The organism is Candidatus Nitrosocosmicus sp. T, assembly GCF_054408485.1.
Genome location: NZ_CP166992.1, coordinates 2,442,983 through 2,459,798 on the forward strand (window position 1 = coordinate 2,442,983; position 16,816 = coordinate 2,459,798).

The 16,816-nt window shown below is 33.5% G+C and carries 19 protein-coding genes; 3 read left to right on the forward strand and 16 right to left on the reverse strand.

Annotated features, from left to right (window positions below; translation table 11 throughout):
- Nucleotides 1-199 precede the first annotated feature (199 nt).
- Entirely contained in the window at nucleotides 200-2,020 is a 1,821-nt protein-coding gene (locus AB0A59_RS12525; protein ID WP_458744260.1) for a sensor histidine kinase, read from the forward strand.
- A 188-nt stretch (nucleotides 2,021-2,208) separates the two neighbouring features.
- On the opposite strand, the gene AB0A59_RS12530 is transcribed toward AB0A59_RS12525, so the two are convergent.
- Together AB0A59_RS12530 and tatC are read right to left on the reverse strand one after the other, a co-directional pair.
- Nucleotides 2,209-2,868: an MOSC domain-containing protein gene (locus AB0A59_RS12530; protein ID WP_458747611.1), complete on the reverse strand. Its 660-nt coding sequence runs from the start codon at nucleotides 2,866-2,868 to the stop codon at nucleotides 2,209-2,211.
- Between the two features lie 85 nt (nucleotides 2,869-2,953).
- The gene (tatC, locus tag AB0A59_RS12535; RefSeq protein WP_458744262.1) at nucleotides 2,954-3,760 is read right to left on the reverse strand and encodes a twin-arginine translocase subunit TatC; all 807 of its coding nucleotides are present in this window, start codon (nucleotides 3,758-3,760) and stop codon (nucleotides 2,954-2,956) included.
- Nucleotides 3,761-3,910: 150 nt separating this feature from the next.
- On the opposite strand from tatC, the gene moaA reads away from it, so the two are divergent.
- Nucleotides 3,911-4,906, forward strand: a complete 996-nt coding sequence (gene moaA, locus AB0A59_RS12540; protein WP_458744264.1) for a GTP 3',8-cyclase MoaA — start codon at nucleotides 3,911-3,913, stop codon at nucleotides 4,904-4,906.
- A 229-nt stretch (nucleotides 4,907-5,135) separates the two neighbouring features.
- On the opposite strand, the gene AB0A59_RS12545 is transcribed toward moaA, so the two are convergent.
- Together AB0A59_RS12545 and AB0A59_RS12550 are read right to left on the reverse strand one after the other, a co-directional pair.
- Nucleotides 5,136-6,599 (reverse strand): molybdopterin-dependent oxidoreductase, encoded by a 1,464-nt coding sequence (locus tag AB0A59_RS12545; RefSeq protein ID WP_458744266.1) that lies wholly within the window; start codon nucleotides 6,597-6,599, stop codon nucleotides 5,136-5,138.
- A gap of 22 nt (nucleotides 6,600-6,621) precedes the next feature.
- Complete coding sequence (locus tag AB0A59_RS12550; protein ID WP_458744268.1) at nucleotides 6,622-6,828, reverse strand: hypothetical protein; 207 nt, start codon at nucleotides 6,826-6,828, stop codon at nucleotides 6,622-6,624.
- A 181-nt stretch (nucleotides 6,829-7,009) separates the two neighbouring features.
- Here AB0A59_RS12550 and moaCB point away from each other — a divergent pair, with 181 nt between their 5' ends.
- Nucleotides 7,010-7,924 carry a bifunctional molybdenum cofactor biosynthesis protein MoaC/MoaB gene (gene moaCB, locus AB0A59_RS12555; protein ID WP_458744269.1) on the forward strand — a complete coding sequence of 305 codons (915 nt, stop codon included), beginning with the start codon at nucleotides 7,010-7,012 and terminating at the stop codon, nucleotides 7,922-7,924.
- Nucleotides 7,925-7,951: 27 nt separating this feature from the next.
- Here the strand turns inward: moaCB and AB0A59_RS12560 are convergent, their stop codons facing one another.
- From AB0A59_RS12560 to AB0A59_RS12615, 12 genes are all read right to left on the reverse strand, one after another.
- Nucleotides 7,952-9,244 carry a molybdopterin molybdotransferase MoeA gene (locus tag AB0A59_RS12560; protein ID WP_458744271.1) on the reverse strand — a complete coding sequence of 431 codons (1,293 nt, stop codon included), beginning with the start codon at nucleotides 9,242-9,244 and terminating at the stop codon, nucleotides 7,952-7,954.
- Between the two features lie 108 nt (nucleotides 9,245-9,352).
- The gene (locus tag AB0A59_RS12565) at nucleotides 9,353-9,892 is read right to left on the reverse strand and encodes a molybdenum cofactor biosynthesis protein MoaE (RefSeq protein ID WP_458744273.1); all 540 of its coding nucleotides are present in this window, start codon (nucleotides 9,890-9,892) and stop codon (nucleotides 9,353-9,355) included.
- Between the two features lie 5 nt (nucleotides 9,893-9,897).
- Nucleotides 9,898-10,158, reverse strand: coding sequence for a MoaD/ThiS family protein (locus AB0A59_RS12570; protein WP_458744275.1), 261 nt, complete (start codon nucleotides 10,156-10,158; stop codon nucleotides 9,898-9,900).
- A 147-nt stretch (nucleotides 10,159-10,305) separates the two neighbouring features.
- Nucleotides 10,306-10,743, reverse strand: coding sequence for a hypothetical protein (locus AB0A59_RS12575; protein ID WP_458744276.1), 438 nt, complete (start codon nucleotides 10,741-10,743; stop codon nucleotides 10,306-10,308).
- Nucleotides 10,744-10,888: 145 nt separating this feature from the next.
- Nucleotides 10,889-11,986 (reverse strand): ATP-binding cassette domain-containing protein, encoded by a 1,098-nt coding sequence (locus AB0A59_RS12580; protein ID WP_458744278.1) that lies wholly within the window; start codon nucleotides 11,984-11,986, stop codon nucleotides 10,889-10,891.
- A 13-nt stretch (nucleotides 11,987-11,999) separates the two neighbouring features.
- A complete protein-coding gene (locus AB0A59_RS12585) occupies nucleotides 12,000-12,821 on the reverse strand; it encodes an ABC transporter permease (RefSeq protein WP_458744280.1) in 822 nt (273 codons plus the stop codon).
- Nucleotides 12,822-12,878: 57 nt separating this feature from the next.
- Nucleotides 12,879-13,112 (reverse strand): hypothetical protein, encoded by a 234-nt coding sequence (locus tag AB0A59_RS12590; RefSeq protein ID WP_458744282.1) that lies wholly within the window; start codon nucleotides 13,110-13,112, stop codon nucleotides 12,879-12,881.
- Nucleotides 13,113-13,148: 36 nt separating this feature from the next.
- Nucleotides 13,149-13,820, reverse strand: coding sequence for a hypothetical protein (locus tag AB0A59_RS12595; protein WP_458744283.1), 672 nt, complete (start codon nucleotides 13,818-13,820; stop codon nucleotides 13,149-13,151).
- Nucleotides 13,810-14,193, reverse strand: a complete 384-nt coding sequence (locus tag AB0A59_RS12600) for a hypothetical protein (RefSeq protein ID WP_458744285.1) — start codon at nucleotides 14,191-14,193, stop codon at nucleotides 13,810-13,812. The genes AB0A59_RS12595 and AB0A59_RS12600 overlap by 11 nt, the downstream gene beginning before the upstream one ends.
- A 121-nt stretch (nucleotides 14,194-14,314) precedes the next feature.
- Nucleotides 14,315-14,512 carry a hypothetical protein gene (locus AB0A59_RS12605; RefSeq protein WP_458744287.1) on the reverse strand — a complete coding sequence of 66 codons (198 nt, stop codon included), beginning with the start codon at nucleotides 14,510-14,512 and terminating at the stop codon, nucleotides 14,315-14,317.
- 106 nt (nucleotides 14,513-14,618) lie between these two features.
- Nucleotides 14,619-15,026 (reverse strand): helix-turn-helix domain-containing protein, encoded by a 408-nt coding sequence (locus AB0A59_RS12610; RefSeq protein ID WP_458744289.1) that lies wholly within the window; start codon nucleotides 15,024-15,026, stop codon nucleotides 14,619-14,621.
- 267 nt (nucleotides 15,027-15,293) lie between these two features.
- Entirely contained in the window at nucleotides 15,294-16,808 is a 1,515-nt protein-coding gene (locus tag AB0A59_RS12615) for an MFS transporter (protein WP_458744291.1), read from the reverse strand.
- Nucleotides 16,809-16,816: the final 8 nt, after the last annotated feature.

A 16,816-nucleotide genomic window follows, 5' to 3' on the forward strand; every position in this document is an offset into this window, starting at 1 on the left:
ATGTTCACGATAGCTCAACTTTGATAGACAACAACTGAATGATTCAATAACATATAGAAAAATCAAGTGTCGAGCATGATAAAAGCCAAAAAAGTATATTAGTTCTCAATTAATTCAACAAATGAAAGCACAGTTTTGTGAGTTTATGGAAAATTAGAGAAATAACAATTTATTCATGTCATCTGTATAGGTATCTATTATGAAACGTGTCAGATTCGATAATTTAAAGGAATCAATTTTAAAGTTTTTTACAGTCAATAATTCAATCTATACTGCTGCAATTTTCATAGTCATAATTCCCCTTGTTTTATTCTTCCACTTACAACAGGAGACAGAATACAGTATAAGAAACAGCATATTTGAACAACAAAAACAAGTTCAAATAGATTCCACCCGTGCGATAGCACAACACCTACAGTCGGATGTGGAATTGATTTTATCAAGACTGCAAGGGTTAGCAATGTCTGGCAGTATTCAAGATGGAGATTATACGTCTAATCTGACCAAAAGTTTATTGGTAGATTATTACAACAAAATAAATTCCACTACCCCAGTGGACAGATTGTTCCTTCTAAATAAAAATGGCATCGCAGTTGTCGATATATCTGCTAGTGAAAATTCCTCTTATGCAGGAATGGATTTTTCCTCTAGAAGCTGGGTTAATGAGACAAAAAACGTAATGTCTTCTGTAGTTTCTGACATGTATGTAGGAATAGATGGCAAAAATAGAATTGCAATGGCTCAACCGATCATTACGACAAATTCTAGTGGCTCTTATTATAATGGCTTGGTAGGAGCAAGAATTCCAATAAATGAATTTTTTAACTATTATGGAAATATCTACGATATACAGTCACAGTATTTGGCAGTTTTAGATAACAAAGGTACGCAGTTAGTCCATCCTGTAGATTCATTAGTAGGAAAACCTTTTTTTGGAAATTTTACCCAGAATTTAACTGGGTATAATGACAGGCTAAACAATCTAGTAAAAACAGTCATCTCAGGAATCCCGTCTTCTGAAGTATACCAGTTCATAAACAGTGAAAGATTTAATGCAGGATACCCGGTTATCATTGAGGGCTCTCCCAAGTTCTCTGTATTTGTAATAACACCAACCTCCATTATTTATTCAAAAATTAACGAAATAATAGATAAGGAAAGGCTCCAAATGCTCACTTTGATAATAGGTATAATTGCGATAGTATTATTATTGATCTTGTTCCTCAATAGAGCAAACAGCACCTTGGATAAATCAGTTAAAAAAAGGACTAAGGAATTGGAAGATACAAACAGGAGGCTCGAAATAGCAAATAGAAATGTCCAGATTCACGATAATATGCAGAAAGAATTTATAAATATAGCTGCTCATGAATTAAGAAACCCAGTACAATCTTTGCTAGGCTTCTCAGATATTTTAACGAAATTGATTGGTAACATTGAGATGTATAAACATCCTATGGAAGCAATAAGTAGAAATACAAAACGGCTTAAGAGGTTGGTGGACATAGTCTTAGATATATCGCAATTAGATAAAGATCTATTGATACTAAACAAAGAGCCTATTAACCTCAAGGAATTGATAACAGAGATAATGATTAATTACCGAGATCGGATAAAGGGTGATCGCAAGTTTAATACTGTATTTGAAGATTCATCTGCTCCAAATGATAGTAAGATATTAAATGCTGACAAATCTCGATTGACACAAGTTATTATAAGCTTAATAGATAACGCCCTTGAGTTTACAAAAGACGAAGATGAAATAATAATAAATATGAAAAAAATAAACAAGGAAAAGGAAATAGAGGTTACTATAAGTGATCCGGGACATGGCATTCATCCAGATGATCTACCTCTGTTATTTACTAGATTTATAAAAAAATCAAGCAGAGGAACAGGACTTGGTTTGTATATTTCTAAAAAAATAATCGAGGCCCATGGTGGAAGGATTTGGGCTAAAAACAATCAAGATGGAAACGGCGTAACCTTTGGATTTGGTTTGCCGGTACAAGACCAATAGTCTAATCCAGATAACTTTAAACATCGATAATTAATTATAATTATTAATTTGCAAACAAAATTATTTAACAAATACTATTTTCAAAGGGATCAAGTTTTAAGATAAATAGACGATGAATATAAGGAGATTCAAAGACATAAATCAATAGCATTATTAGCTATAACCATAAACATTTGATTAGTTAGTATCTAGCTCTTCCGCAACCGGGCTATTTTTTGACCAAAGTAAATTCTCCAGTGCTCGGGTAAAAATTCTAATTTTGTTGCCTTTTGCATTTTGGATAAATTTTCTCCATCATAATGATCATTTATATACAAATTAACAATATCATTTATAGAAACATTATTTTTATCCCTGTATAACAATTCTATGCTGTCTCCGGCGCCTAATTCACCTTCTTCTAATACCCTGTAATAAATTCCGGGACGTTGACTATTGACAAATTTCTCTAGGATATCCATGCGACCAAATTTGATCCCGAGTTTGTAGCAAGGCATTCGAGGCTGTGTGACAACTAACCGTGATGAACCAATTTGATATTGATCACCTATGTTTACCATGTCCTCATATAATCCTTGAGTAGTAAGGTTTTCTCCAAACATTCCTAAAGGCATATCAATCATAGGATATGCTTCTTTCCAATAATTGTAATGTTCCTCAGAATATGAATAAACTGCCTTGTCAACTCCACCATGAACCGACAAGTCTGCCTGTGCATCCCCATTCAAATTAAGTGTGGTTACTTTTACCCTTCCCTCCACAGGCTCTTTGAATATGCTCGTAACAACCTGTCGCTTCTCGTATGAAACTTGTCTGGGTAATCCTACGTTAACTGAAATCACCTTCATCATAGGTCTTGTTTACTTAACCTAGAAGTTATTTTTAACTTTAATTCCAGACTTGATTTCAATCAGCCTGTTTTCAGGGTCTAAATTAGTTCAAATTATATTTTGAAATTCGCAAATCTACCTGAATTGCTATTATTCCGATAACATACAAAAGCATCAATGGTCCTACTACGAACCACATAGTTATTCCACTCCCATCCGGAGTTATGATTGCACCCAGAATGACCAAAAAAATAATCACATATCTCAAATTATCCTTCCAGAAATTTGTGTTAACTATTAGTCCTTTGGTAAGGGCCCACATGACTATTGGAAGCTGAAAGGAAAATCCAAATATTAACAACATATTTACAACAAAAAGAATAAAAGAAGTGATTTCAAAAAAAGATAGTATATTCATAGCCTGTCCGTATTGGTACAAGAATTCAAGTGTATACGGAATTGCAACATAGTAAGAAAATATACAACCCATTACAAATAATGATATAGTCGGTACAACGATACTCTTGATGATTCTTTTTTCAGAATAATGGAGCACTGGATTTAAGAAGGCAAATAGTTCCCCAAGCATGACTGGCAAAGACCCTACAATTCCGATTATTATAGCCACGTACATCTGGGCTGTAAAGGCTTGTCCCGGAGTAGTTTGTACCAAGCTAATGTTATTAGACAATAAGTCGTTCTTTATGTGGGAAATTACTTGAATAGATAAACTGTTAAAAGTATCAGGATAGAGAACAAATAAACTATATCCGTCTAATTTGACGATGGTCACACCAAGAGTCATACACACAGAAATGAATATGATCATTATAACACATATTCTGGTTACTCTTACTCTGAGTTCGTATAATAGCTTTACGAAAGGTTTATCCTCAGATATCTTTATCACCCTTGTCTAATCCACCCAACCTAATAAACTGTTATGGCAATATTGATTTCTTAAATTTTGTTGTAATGGTTAATTAGCAATGATATCTACTAAAGGCCTATATACAGCAAATGGGTTTTACGAGACTATATCAAGTTAGAGGAGATGAAATTGAGTAATAACCTTGCAGACAGTTTTGGAAGGATAGCAAAGAAACTAAGAATTTCAATAACTGATAGGTGTAACATGCAGTGTGTTTACTGTATGCCGTCAAACAATACTAAGTGGTTAGAACAAGATAACCTTCTGAGCTACGAACAAATAACTCGTCTCGCCAAGATATTTGTTTCTTTAGGAATTGAAAAGATAAAAATTACAGGAGGAGAGCCTACAGTTCGTGGTAACGTAGAGAATCTAATCAAATCTTTGTCATCTATTGAAGGATTAAGATCGATTAGTATGACAACAAATGGAATTCTGTTAAAAGATAAAGTAAAGATTCTCAAAGAATCTGGACTAGAAAGTTTAAACATTAGTCTGGATACATTTAAACCTGACAGATTTAAATCCATGAGTGGAATTGATGGCTTTCACAAAGTAAGGAACGCAATAAATACTGCAATAGACGAAAATTTGCCAGTAAAAATCAACACTGTAATCATGAGAGGATGGAATGATGATGAAATTTCACATTTTGTAAGATTTTCCCGAGACACTGGATGTATTGTTAAATTTATTGAATTTATGCCGTTGGATGGAACCGGTATTTGGTCTGAAGATCTAGTTGTAAGTAAGAAAAAAATGATAGAGACAATAAATAAAGATTTTGATAAATTATCTCCTCTTCATAATGATAAATCTGACCCTGCTAGATTGTACACTTTTGAGGATGGAAAAGGAATCATAGGATTTATTCCTTCTATCACAGAGCCTTTTTGTCAAAACTGTGATAGAGTTCGGATTACTGCGGATGGTAAACTTTACAGTTGTTTATTTGACAAGTCAAGTAATGATTTAAAGAGTTTACTTGAAGATGGAAAATCAGACATAGATATAATTAAATGCATCAACAAGTCAGTGCAGGAAAAACCTGAAGGAATTATCAAAATTATAAAAACGCATTCATTAAGACCAACATTGAATGTTATGCATACTATTGGTGGATAAATTCCTAAATGAAAACCAAATGAGTAAAAAGAAATGAGGAAGAGGAAAAGAGAAAGTAGGTTACAACTATCCAGAGGATTCCAATGGAGAGGAATAATCAATCTTTGAGACTATTGATAGTCCGGATCTGGTATGTTTTATTTGGTTTAGAGTTTTAGATCAATACATAAATACTAATTAAATTATAAACTCAAATTCAAAATTTGTCTTTGATATCAAAATACCCATTCTAAACTGAAATATCTAATTGATTGTAGCCCCCAGCACCGTTTGGAAATGGATCTTTTAATTCTGAAGTTTGAATCTGGCCGGTTTTGTCTGTTGCTCTCACGATAATTTTATAATTCCCTTTATCTACAGCGGTAAATCCACTCGTCCATAGAACCCAGGTATATTGTGACAATGGATCTTTGACTATCGCAGTTTTCCAAGTAGTTCCTCCATCTACACTTACCTCAACTTTGGAAATCCCTCTATCACCTGCAAATGCAATTCCTGCAACAGGAATATTTTTACCATTCAGGAAGCTGCTATTTGGCACTAAATTCGGGAAATTATCATTTATGGGTTGATTGCCAGGAATGACTATAGATGAATAAATATTTTTGATACCATTGTTAGTCCAACCTTTTCTTTGCCAAAAGCCTTCGTAAGTTTTATCTACTAATTCTATTTCCGTAATCCATTTTGGATTCATCATTCCATAGAACCCAGGCACTATTGCTCTAACAGGATATCCATGTTCGCTTGTCAATGGCGAATTGTTCATGTCATAGGCTAAAATGGTACTATCCATCATTCCATTCTCTAATGGAATCCCTACATCATATCCATCTGAACATCTAAACACAATATATTTAACGCTAGACTGAATTCCAGCTTTAGAAAGGATGTCTCTAAGTCTCACTCCCTTCCACAAGGCGGTGCCTACAAGATTTCCACCTATTTTATTGCTGATACATGTCAAGGTTGCAAATTCTTCAACTGAATTCATATCCCTAAACTCTGCATAGTTAATTACAACAGGATTATCCACTAGTCCTTTGATAGTAAGATTCCAATCATCAGCATTGACAGTGGGTACTACTGTGTTTATATCTATCCTATAAAAGATAAAAGTTGGAGTAACCTCAGCATCTACTAGTGGAGTAAGAATAGGATTTTCAAAACCAGGGGGTTTTGATTTTGATTGTAAAAATTGCTTTATGGAAGCATCAAGTGCACGGGGTTGTTGTTGCTGTTGCTGTTGCTGTCCTGACCCAGATGTTAAACGGTTAAATCCAAAATATACCAATGGAATGGCGATAACTGAAATTATTAAAGCACGGATCATTTCTCTTTTATTATAATCAATATCGGTAGTTTTACTACTTTTGTTGATAACATTACCAACCTCAGAATGAGTTTCAACCGGATCAATTTTCTTATTTTTATTACCAAACAAGAATGCAAAGATCAAACCATAAACGGCACTTGGTAATAAAAATAATGCAAATGATATTACAGGAATAGATATCGATTGTCCGGGCGTGGTACTAAGCACCATAAAAATAATTGTGATGGCAATCAAGATCATATAAGAGATAAATGTAGAAAGCATGGATCTAACGGCATATCGTGGTAAATTCATTTTCAAAAACAATTTTCCTAAGACTGTACCAATGATACCATAAATTATGACGTTAACCACCATTGCGCCTATAAATGTAGAATATTTAGCTAACGGGCCTAATGTTAGGTACTGCTTGCGATTCGATTTCTCCTGAAGAAATTGAGATCAATCCCTGAGATGCAATTTCAGGAATGAACAATCCATTAATAGTTAATTTTAAGAAAAGTGATAAGGATAAACTCGCTACTCCGGCAGCAAGGCCAAAAATAAAAAATACAATATAATTATTGCCCCTTAATCCTAGGACCACTATATAACCAAACTACACAAGAGATTTAAGGATTTTTCCAAATTCAATGGACAGATATTCCCAACATACTAAAGTGCAATTCATTTAAATTGCTACCCCTCATGAACATTAAGCCTCCTGACACTTGTCATATATGCATGAATCTTAATTTTATATAGATAACTTATTCTAAGTGTAAATAATGGGTATGATCGATGTCGGCGGCAAACCAGAATCGCTTAGAACTGCTGTTGCTCAAGCACTTTTATCATTTGATATTAACATCATGAACACAATAAAGGATGGAAATTCCCCAAAGGGAAATATTTTTGAAATAGCAAAAGTGGCTGGTACACTGGGAGCTAAAAAGACCTCAGATCTGATTCCATACTGTCATCCTATTCCCATTGATGATATCAAGGTAGAGGTAGCTATCGAGACAGGTCTGGTCAGGATAATCGTCAAAGTAAAAAGCGTTTGGAAAACTGGGGTCGAGATGGAAGCTTTAACTGGAGCGACTATTGCTGCCTTATCCGTCTATGACATACTAAAGCCTTTGGATATATCTCTATCAATTGATAATATCAAACTATTAGAAAAACACGGCGGGATCGGAGATTTTAGAGAAAAACATACTAGTAAACTTGAGGCCACTGTTATTACAATTAGTGACTCTAGAAAGAAAGATCAAGATGAATCTGGTAAACTAATAGTCAATGCCCTTACCAAGAACGGATTTAGTATCGTTGCCTACAAGGTAATACCTGACGACATTAAAATAATTGAGAAAGAATTAATATATTATTCTGACGAACTCAAAGTAAATATTATTATTACCACTGGAGGAACAGGTGTGGGTCCACATGATGTCACCCCAGAGGCAACAAAAGGGATCTTAGAAAAGGAAGTATTAGGTATATCAGAAAATCTTCGAGACTATGGACAAAGTAGGACTCCTCTATCCATGCTCTCACGCGGGGTTTCAGGAATTAGAGGAAATACATTAATTGTGAACATGCCAGGCAGTATCAATGCAGTTTCTCAGTCTATAAATGCGTTATTTCCAGGTGTAATGCATATCTTTAGCATGATTGCAGGGCAAGGCCATCACAAATAACAACATAGTGAAATTTACATAGATAATTTATTCCATAAATTCGATGTCATTAACATACGAGTAACCGGGTAGAACATTTACTTCTACCACGTCTCCTCTAAAGAGATTTGTCACATTCTCAGGAACAGTCATATAACCATTAGTATTGACTAACAATGAGATACTTTGTGTTTCACCTATTACCGGTTTGGCATAGATCTTGTCTTTCAATTTTATTAGGTTGACGTACACTATTTTTCTAAAATCATGAAATTTCTTACGACAAGTCCAATCTTCAACCATTATGGCAGAAATAGTAAAGACATTAAAAGTAGTTCGTCCCGAAAATAGGGAAATCAATGGTCTTGCAAATACAAAAAAGGCATTCAAGGTGCCTTGAATTGGTCCGGGCATAATTAGTATCGGTTTTTTATTGACGGCTGCAAGTCCTGTTACTCTACCCCGATCCAGTTTTATTTTATGAGCTATGATCTCAGATGATGTCATCGAATTAATGGTTGACTTCACAATATCCTGCTTACCAGCCGATGTTCCACCGATAGTTATAACTAAATCAGAAGTTTTTAAGGCGTAAATAATTTTTCTTTCGAGGATATCCACATCATCCGGAGTAACACCCATATCTACTGGTATGCCGCCTAATTCACCTACTAAAGCAGAAATAATATGACTATTAGTATTGACTACTTTATTTCCTTTATTTTCTTTGTTTTCTTTAATATCTTCAGTAAGCTCGTTACCCGTCGGTATAATAGTAACTAGAGGTTTTTTAAAAACTGAAATTTTACTTATCCGTAAAGAAGCCAGAAGACCCATGTCTTGGACTCGTATTGCTTGTTCTTTACATAACACCTTTTTTCCTTTTTCAATATCCGATCCAGCGAAATATACGAAACTTTTTTTTTCTATGGGTTCAACAATCTCCACAAGATCGTTATTGACTATTTTTATGTTTTCTATGGGTACTACCGCGTCGGATTTTAATGGCAGGTACCCACCAGTTTGAATTCTATATGCTTCTTTTTTTTTCAGAATATAGAGTGGTAAGTTCCCTATGGTTGATTCAGAGAGTGAAATCTTTAAAAGAATGGGATTTTTCTTTGATGCACTAGTAACATCGGTAGATCGGATTGCATATCCATCCATGTGGGATGAGTTGTAAATAGGTAGGTTTTCTGGCGCAATAACGTCATCTTTTAGGATCCTTCCCAGGGATTCAAAAACAGGAACAAGTTCTGTGTTCTTAGGAACCGTTATGTTTTCTAAGAGAATTTTGAATGCCTTATCTACAGTAAAATATGGATCAGAGTTTTTTTTCATACTTTAATTCATTCATTTAAAATTGAGAGCGATATTAAATTTGTTTAATATTATACAGGACATATATTTCAAATTTTACTTCAACATTTAAACCAAATATTTGATTTTTTAATTTGTCTTGATTGATTTCCCATCCACCCATTTTTCATTGCCTTTTGATAGAATTTCTTTTTTCCAAATTGGCACCTCTTGTTTAATCTTTGCTAGAATGTATTTGCAGGCCCTAAAGGCATCTTTGCTATGAGGAGTCGAAAGTGCTATGATTATACTATTGGTTCCTAAAGACAATTCACCTATTCTGTGAACTATTCTGATTTTATTAATACCATACTTTTCTATTGCAAGCTTTTCAATATGTTTTATCTTATTGTCGGCCATTTTTGTATAAGATTCATAAAACATTTTTTGTACTCTTCCATTTAATCCAAAGTTTCTCACTGAACCTATAAAAATTACCGTGGCTCCCGAATGTCCATCAATGTCTGTTATCGAATTTATAACATCATTAACATCGATTTCTGATTCCGTTATTATTTGTGATGATGATGATGGTTTGAGTTTGTCGTTGTTTTTCTTAGATTTATGGAGTTCATTACTAGAATCAGTTTCCAATTTGATGGTCTCTTCTTGAAAATCTCTACTACTCAAGCAAACTATCCTCCAGAAATTGGTGGTAGAAGTGCTACTTCATCATTGTTTTTTAGAATAGGGTTTGAGTTTGAATTGACAATATGGTAATTGACGGAAATTTTTACGTTTTTTATATTTTTTATATTTGGATACCGGGTTAATATGATTGATATAAGATCCTTTATTGAAGTATCTGTAGACAACTCTATTATTTCCTGTTTTTTTCTAGTTGTTTCGTGTATTTGAGCAAAATAAAGGACGGTGACACGAATCTTGGGCATCATGTGGGATGTCATATAAACATCTACTATTTAAAATGATAAGAACTACACAAATTAGTTGTGGTATCTGTGATCTTGATGTTGTAAACAATGTATTACTAGTATAAATAGAATAACCCAAGTAAATTTAAAGAGGTAGATAAATAAAATTCAAATTAAAAGATTATCAACTTCCTTTTCGATCTCTTTTAAGATAAAATCCAAGTCTTTTTTTAGATTATTTAGTTCTTCTATAGTTAGATTACTTACTTCTACACCTTTGTAATAAAACCTCTGTGATCCAATTATAGAATCAGGTAAATCTATTCTGAAAAGAGGTTTTTCTTTTGTCTTATTGTTTCGGTTTACTCCCCTTTCACTACTCATTTTTTTTATATTTTCAGAATCGACTCTAAATTCAGTACTAGGATCGGATGAATGAGAATGAATCTCGATCACTGAAGAATAAGTAGAAATCTTGTTAAAATCAATATCAAGGCTTTGCTTTATTTCGGCTAGGATTTTTTGTCTGTGGTTATAGTTCTTGTTAATTTTTTTATTTATTCTATTCCGTAAATCTTTCAACGACAAGGAAAACAATATTATCATTTTTTTATAAATCTTTAAAGGAGAAAATTCCTTTTTTGCAATAGTTTTTAGATTTTGCTCTACTGACTTGTTTGTTTTACTATTTTCAAATCTAAATTATCTTCTAGCGATAAATAAGTGACTTAACAATTTCAATTATGAAATTCTATTTCTTTTTTTCTTGACGCACAACATGCGGTGCAGTAGCCTTGAATATGGCATATACATAAGCACCCTTCGTAATTTTCAAATATTCTTTAGATTCCGTTGTAATCCTCGATATCAAACTGATACTGTTAATAATTAAATGTATATTCAATATGCCTGTTTTGATGTTAGCATCATCAATGGCAGCTACTTTCGTTTTAATTATATTTCTTGCGCTGGTACGGACAAAATCTACAGCCAAGATAATATCTTCAGGTTTTATTGGTACTCCTACAGTTGAATCTATTGGATAATCGCCTATGATTTCAAATTTATGTTCTCCTATCTTAAAAGTAGTAATCCCATTTGTTGATTTTGTAACACAACCTTCTAGGTAATTATAGTCCTTTTGAAAAAACTCTGATATTGATGAGGTGGACTTGGATTGATTATTCGGGAAAGTTAGCATTGTTTTTAGTGTATCAGTCTTTTTGATGATGCCTTTTTCTATTACCGAAACAGAATCAGCAAGTGCGTATATATCATCTTCAAAATGTGTTACATATATTCCCAATATTCCCTCTTCTTTAAGAATTCGCCTAAGATCCTTTCTCAACTGAACTCGAGTTTTAGTATCAAGATGAACAAGAGGTTCATCCATGAGCATTATTTTTGGTTTCGTCACAAGCATTCGTGCTAAAGATATTTTCTGCATCTCTCCTCCGCTTAATCCCACTACATTCCGGTCAAGAAGATGAGACACCCCAATGGATTCAACGAGTCTCTTAATTCGTAATTTCCTATTGTCTATATCACGTTTCCTAACACCAAATACAATATTCTCATAGACATTCAAATGTGGAAAGAGGCTGGGGTTTTGAAAACAATATCCGATTCTTCTTGAAGCAATAGGTGTATTGGTTAAATCGATTCCATTGATGTGAATAGAGCCTCTGTCAGGTTTGGCCAATCCCATAATTAGGTTTAGAAGAGTAGACTTGCCACTTCCAGTGGGTCCAATTAATACCATAATGGTATTATCCTGCAATTTCAGATTAATTGGTCCTAATGTAAATCCGGGAAATGACTTGGTTACATTAATTATTTCTATGGTCAACTGGATCTCTTTCTTATGATTCTCCAAAACTAAAGATTTTATTGTTTTTTCTGGTATCAGTATTAGATTTTTTCATAATTATGGAATATACAATTATTAGAGCTACTGAAAGTAAAATAGACAAGATTATGCCCGGAATAGCTTGTGACAAACCTCCTATAGCATTATCTTCATATATCTGAATTGAAATGGTATGGGGATTATATGCTAACATCAATGTCGCTCCCAATTCTCCAATTGCTCTTATCCACGCCATCACAATTCCAACCAAAATTCCCTTTTTTGCAAGAGGAACAGATATTCTTAAATAAACTTCCCAATGATTCTTTCCTAGAACCCGGGCCACATTTTCCAATGATTTGTCAACTGAATCGAAGGCAGCCATACTTGCAAGGATCATGAATGGAGAGGCAACATATGTTTGCGCTATTATGATCCCTATTATTGATTGGGTAAACTCGATATTGGGAAATAGTCCATCTAAAAATGACTGAGGATTAAACACCCCCAAAAGAAGAGCACCGCTTGCAAGTGGTGGCAGTACTAAAGGAATAACAATGATAATTTGTACAACAGATCTGCCTGGGAATTTGTATCTTGATAAGCAATATGCCAGTGGTATACCAAATAATGCTATCAATAACGTGGATATTGACGCAGTGCATATGCTTAGAACAAAAGCGTCAATGACTGTTGGTCTTATCAATGAGTCTAGTAAGTTGTGAGGTTCAACAAAAATAAAGATGCTGAAGAGTGGATAAATAATATATACTAAGGCAATTCCGGATAAAATACATATTACAAGTTTAAAGTTGATCAATCCAGTGTTTCTCATAGATTTATTCTTTGAAAAAACTACTTATCTTGATTGCATTTATTATTATCGTATATTTTAATCATTGTCATAGTAAGATTTGTTATCATAATCTTTCATCAATATTCCATCCAATGATAATAATTTGTATCCACTTAGGACACGTCCAAAGGTTTTAAGGCTGCTGATTCTGGATATTATCAGGTTCAAATTGCAAAGGGCTTTGACAATTATGGGTTTTTTAATTGCTAAGGAATATGGTATGATTGCTACGTCATTATGATTTCCGTTATGAATGCTTATTGGCTTCATCTCCCTTTTTTTAATCGATTCAACAAAAAGATGGATTCATTGAGAAAGAAATTCAATTTTCTTATACATATTTTCATGAGTCTGACTAGAGTAAACTAACACGTTGAGGAATTGTAATGACAAATAATTTAGACGGTTACAGATTTTAATAGAGTTCTTCAATTTCATTCTTTTTTTTGCATTTAAAATAGAGATATCTGTACTTAAATGATTACGAAGAAAAATTAGTTTCTCAATTTCTGAATCAAGGCTCTTTATGCTTCTTAATTTATCAATGAATAATTTCCAACATTTATTCTTGTCAGTTTTGTTGGAATTATTGCTACTTCTTGTATCACTTATTGTACTTCCCATTTTAGCCCCTGTCTCAGCAGCAAGAAAGTTGCTATCTTGTAATATAACTACCAGGTGGTTCATGTTTACAATATCTTGAATTGTTATGCCAGTGTTTAAAAGATACGATAATAGGCCAGAAATATGACATTGGATTTGAAAATTTAATTTGTAATTGGGAATCTCTTCATTTAATTTATCCATGGTCGCTTTCAATTCTTTTATTTTGGTTTCAAATCCTAGTTTACTGTCATATTGATCCTCAATATCATTTAGAAACTTTGTAACGGCATCCAGTGGCGGCAAATGATTGGCTAATGAGATTTCAATAATAGTACAATAGAGTTGTTTAAGCTTTTTAAGATCAAACCCCATTGCGTTGAGTTCCCCGTATTTTCATAGTCTGCCTAGATACATCAAGTTTAGAATTTAGTAAGTCGACCTCTTTGAGCAAGCTTTGTTGTAATGGAGCATTTAGATTTATATCATTTTGAATATGATCTCTTTCTTTTCTTAATGATTGAATTTGTTTGTATTCTTTCAGTATGTCGAGAATATTGTAGTTGTATGTCTTAAAGTCATTAATTATTGATGAAAAAAATATGATCTCTTCATCTAAAATCATGTTGCAATTATCGGACAAATGTTGTTTTAAGAAATCATACCACTCCAAATGAGCTAGAATGTTATTGTCTTTTTCAATTGTTTCTTTAAGATTGTTTTCTAGAGTTAATTTTTTATTCTCCATAATAGATATTTCATCATAAAGTGATTTTCTGTGCTTTTCGAGATCCTTATACTCTAGTTTGATTTGCTCGATATAATAAGAAACTTGCGAAGTAAATAAGATGTCTATTGATATATTCTTTTCATTGTTTTTGTTTTATTGACGTATCATCGTTTACGTCAAATTTTTTTTGAATATCATCATGTTGCCGATGTGGAGCTTTTCGCAAATATATTGAGTTAGCTGATTCATTTTCTGTATTTGTGGATAAATACAGATCAGGTTCATTGTTATTATCAGACAGCAATTCACATTGAAGAGCGGGATAAAAATTAAACAAATCTTTGAGCCATCTTATAATATCTGATGGTTTAATATCATATTTTTTACAGTTGTTGTATATGTCTTCGATAAAAAAGTAAAGTTCATTTTTTGTTACAGGATCCTTATTTTTTTTTCGTTAATCCAATGTCTAGAGATTTTACGAAAAAGTCATTTTTTCTTGGAACCCAACAATTTGTTTCGTTTCTAATCACTGCTAAAAGATCTTGTTCGGGTGCAGAATCATTCCTTTCCTCAAATTCGTCATTGATACCAAATTCCTTTAGAATTTGAACGATTCTAAATCCCTGAGCACATTCACGAATTGTCATTTCTGATTTGTTCACAATGCTTGCAAATTCCCGTATTTCTTCAATTCCACTGTTTCCTAAGTTGTCCTTCCAGCGCTTGACCAGATTATATACTGTGCCTTTGGATAGATTAGTTTCTTGGGTTATTTTAGCAAGGGTTTTACCGTCACAATATTTTTGGATAACGATGGAATTGCTAAAAGATGAAATTACTGGTGTCATATTAATTATGAAATCCTAGCCTAATAAAGTAGTCATTTTTTTGGTCATTTTGGTCATTATTCTGGTCAATATGGTCAACAAAAGAGTCAATTTGGTAGTGGCTAAACTACGCTCTAGATAATATCAACGAATAAGTCATTAGTCAAGATGTTTTCAAATATTTATTTAATTACAATATAAGAGTCTGCATGGTTTCATCTAAATAATCTAAATAACATGGATCCGAAAATACGGATAAAAAAGATTCTAATCCCAAAGTCATAATTTTTATTGTAGGTAGGGTTTAGCAAGTATTTTTTTCCTTAATATCATAGACATGCCTATAGCAGCTATTGAAAACACCAGAGCGCTAAGAAATATTAGGTCAAAAGAGAATGAGGAAGGCAATGATTCAGTTATTCCTTTTATGTTAACTAGTGATTGATTTGTTTGCATATACATTGCAGCCAAAGCCGGTCCAATAGATGATCCTATAATTCTCAACATTGTACTAATCCCCATAGTTACACCCGTAAATTCTATAGGGGTAGCCAGTATAGTGACGTTTACTGCCCCTACGGAAGCAAGGGAGAGGCCAGCGGATAATATCGCCAAGCCTATGGAGATTGAGAGCTCTGTTGAATGAAACAATAACAACACTGAGAATCCGGCCGCTGTAAGAACAGCACCTAAAATTATAGGCTTTATCGAGCCCAGTTTTGAAATGATAAATCCAGAAGTGGGTCCAAATATTAAAAGGACTAACGCGAAAGGCAATTGGATTTTACCTGTATTGATGGCATTTTCCCCGAACCCTATTGGTTCTGGACTTTGTACTAGTATTGGTACAGTCTGAAAAACCATAAACATGGACAATCCTACTATCATTATGATCATATTTGAAAGCAAGATTGGCGGCTTCAAGAAAATTCTAAAATCAATCAAGGGATATTTGACTCTCCTCTCCAACCAAACAAAGAAGAATAAAGACGTGGCTCCAATTACCAAAAATGGGGTTACTTGTTCCAGAGAAGAGTAAGGACTAGAACTAGCATCACTGGAAAGATTTGATATAGTTTCATCTGGAGATGTTTGCAAGTATGTTAAAGAGAGCAGAAAAGAAATAATTGTAATTGCTAGTAAAATTGATCCCTTAATGTCTATTTGAGAAGAAATTGTTTGCTTTTTCTTTGGAATATTCTCTGTAGAATTATTTCGCAACTTTGTATGTTGATTTTGTTTTTCAGTCGTCTCTTCAAGATTGTTACTATCTGAAATATGAATATATTTTCGTATCATTAGTAGTAACATTATAGAAATAGGAATTATTGTAAAAAATGTCATCTTCCATCCAAATTCATGAATAATCAAAGCTCCCACAGATAATCCAATGACCGAACCTGCAGCAAACATCGAAGTAATGATTCCGGTCGTGATGGAAATTCTTTCCCTTGGAAATTGATCTCGAATAATACTAAATGCTATAGGGAACATTCCTAGGCCAATGCCCTGAATTGTTCTTGCTATAATCATTGTAAGAAAATCACTCGCAAATCCTCCTAAAGAAACTCCGACGGTGTAAATAGCCATAATAATTAGCAAAATTTTCTTTCTTCCATAAATGTCAGACAGTTTGCCTGCTATAGGGGTCATGACAGCCCCTGCTATCAAATAAGAAGTCAGAATCCACGATGATAATCCATAAGAGACGTCAAAATCACTTATTAGAGTAGGAATTGCGGGTATCAACATTGTTTCTGCATACATAGCCATCGTGGCAAGACAACTAAGAATGATTAGCACTTTCCAGG

What these genes read in the sequence shown, in the direction of transcription:
- AB0A59_RS12525 (WP_458744260.1), top strand. Translation starts at nt 200, where the DNA reads ATGAAACGTGTCAGATTCGATAATTTAAAGGAATCAATTTTAAAGTTT.
- AB0A59_RS12530 (WP_458747611.1), bottom strand. Translation starts at nt 2,868, where the DNA reads ATGAAGGTGATTTCAGTTAACGTAGGATTACCCAGACAAGTTTCATAC.
- AB0A59_RS12545 (WP_458744266.1), bottom strand. Translation starts at nt 6,599, where the DNA reads ATGGTGGTTAACGTCATAATTTATGGTATCATTGGTACAGTCTTAGGA.
- moaCB (WP_458744269.1), top strand. Translation starts at nt 7,010, where the DNA reads ATGGGTATGATCGATGTCGGCGGCAAACCAGAATCGCTTAGAACTGCT.
- AB0A59_RS12560 (WP_458744271.1), bottom strand. Translation starts at nt 9,244, where the DNA reads ATGAAAAAAAACTCTGATCCATATTTTACTGTAGATAAGGCATTCAAA.
- AB0A59_RS12570 (WP_458744275.1), bottom strand. Translation starts at nt 10,158, where the DNA reads ATGATGCCCAAGATTCGTGTCACCGTCCTTTATTTTGCTCAAATACAC.
- AB0A59_RS12575 (WP_458744276.1), bottom strand. Translation starts at nt 10,743, where the DNA reads ATGATAATATTGTTTTCCTTGTCGTTGAAAGATTTACGGAATAGAATA.
- AB0A59_RS12585 (WP_458744280.1), bottom strand. Translation starts at nt 12,821, where the DNA reads ATGAGAAACACTGGATTGATCAACTTTAAACTTGTAATATGTATTTTA.
- AB0A59_RS12590 (WP_458744282.1), bottom strand. Translation starts at nt 13,112, where the DNA reads ATGAAGCCAATAAGCATTCATAACGGAAATCATAATGACGTAGCAATC.
- AB0A59_RS12595 (WP_458744283.1), bottom strand. Translation starts at nt 13,820, where the DNA reads ATGGGGTTTGATCTTAAAAAGCTTAAACAACTCTATTGTACTATTATT.
- AB0A59_RS12600 (WP_458744285.1), bottom strand. Translation starts at nt 14,193, where the DNA reads ATGGAGAATAAAAAATTAACTCTAGAAAACAATCTTAAAGAAACAATT.
- AB0A59_RS12610 (WP_458744289.1), bottom strand. Translation starts at nt 15,026, where the DNA reads ATGACACCAGTAATTTCATCTTTTAGCAATTCCATCGTTATCCAAAAA.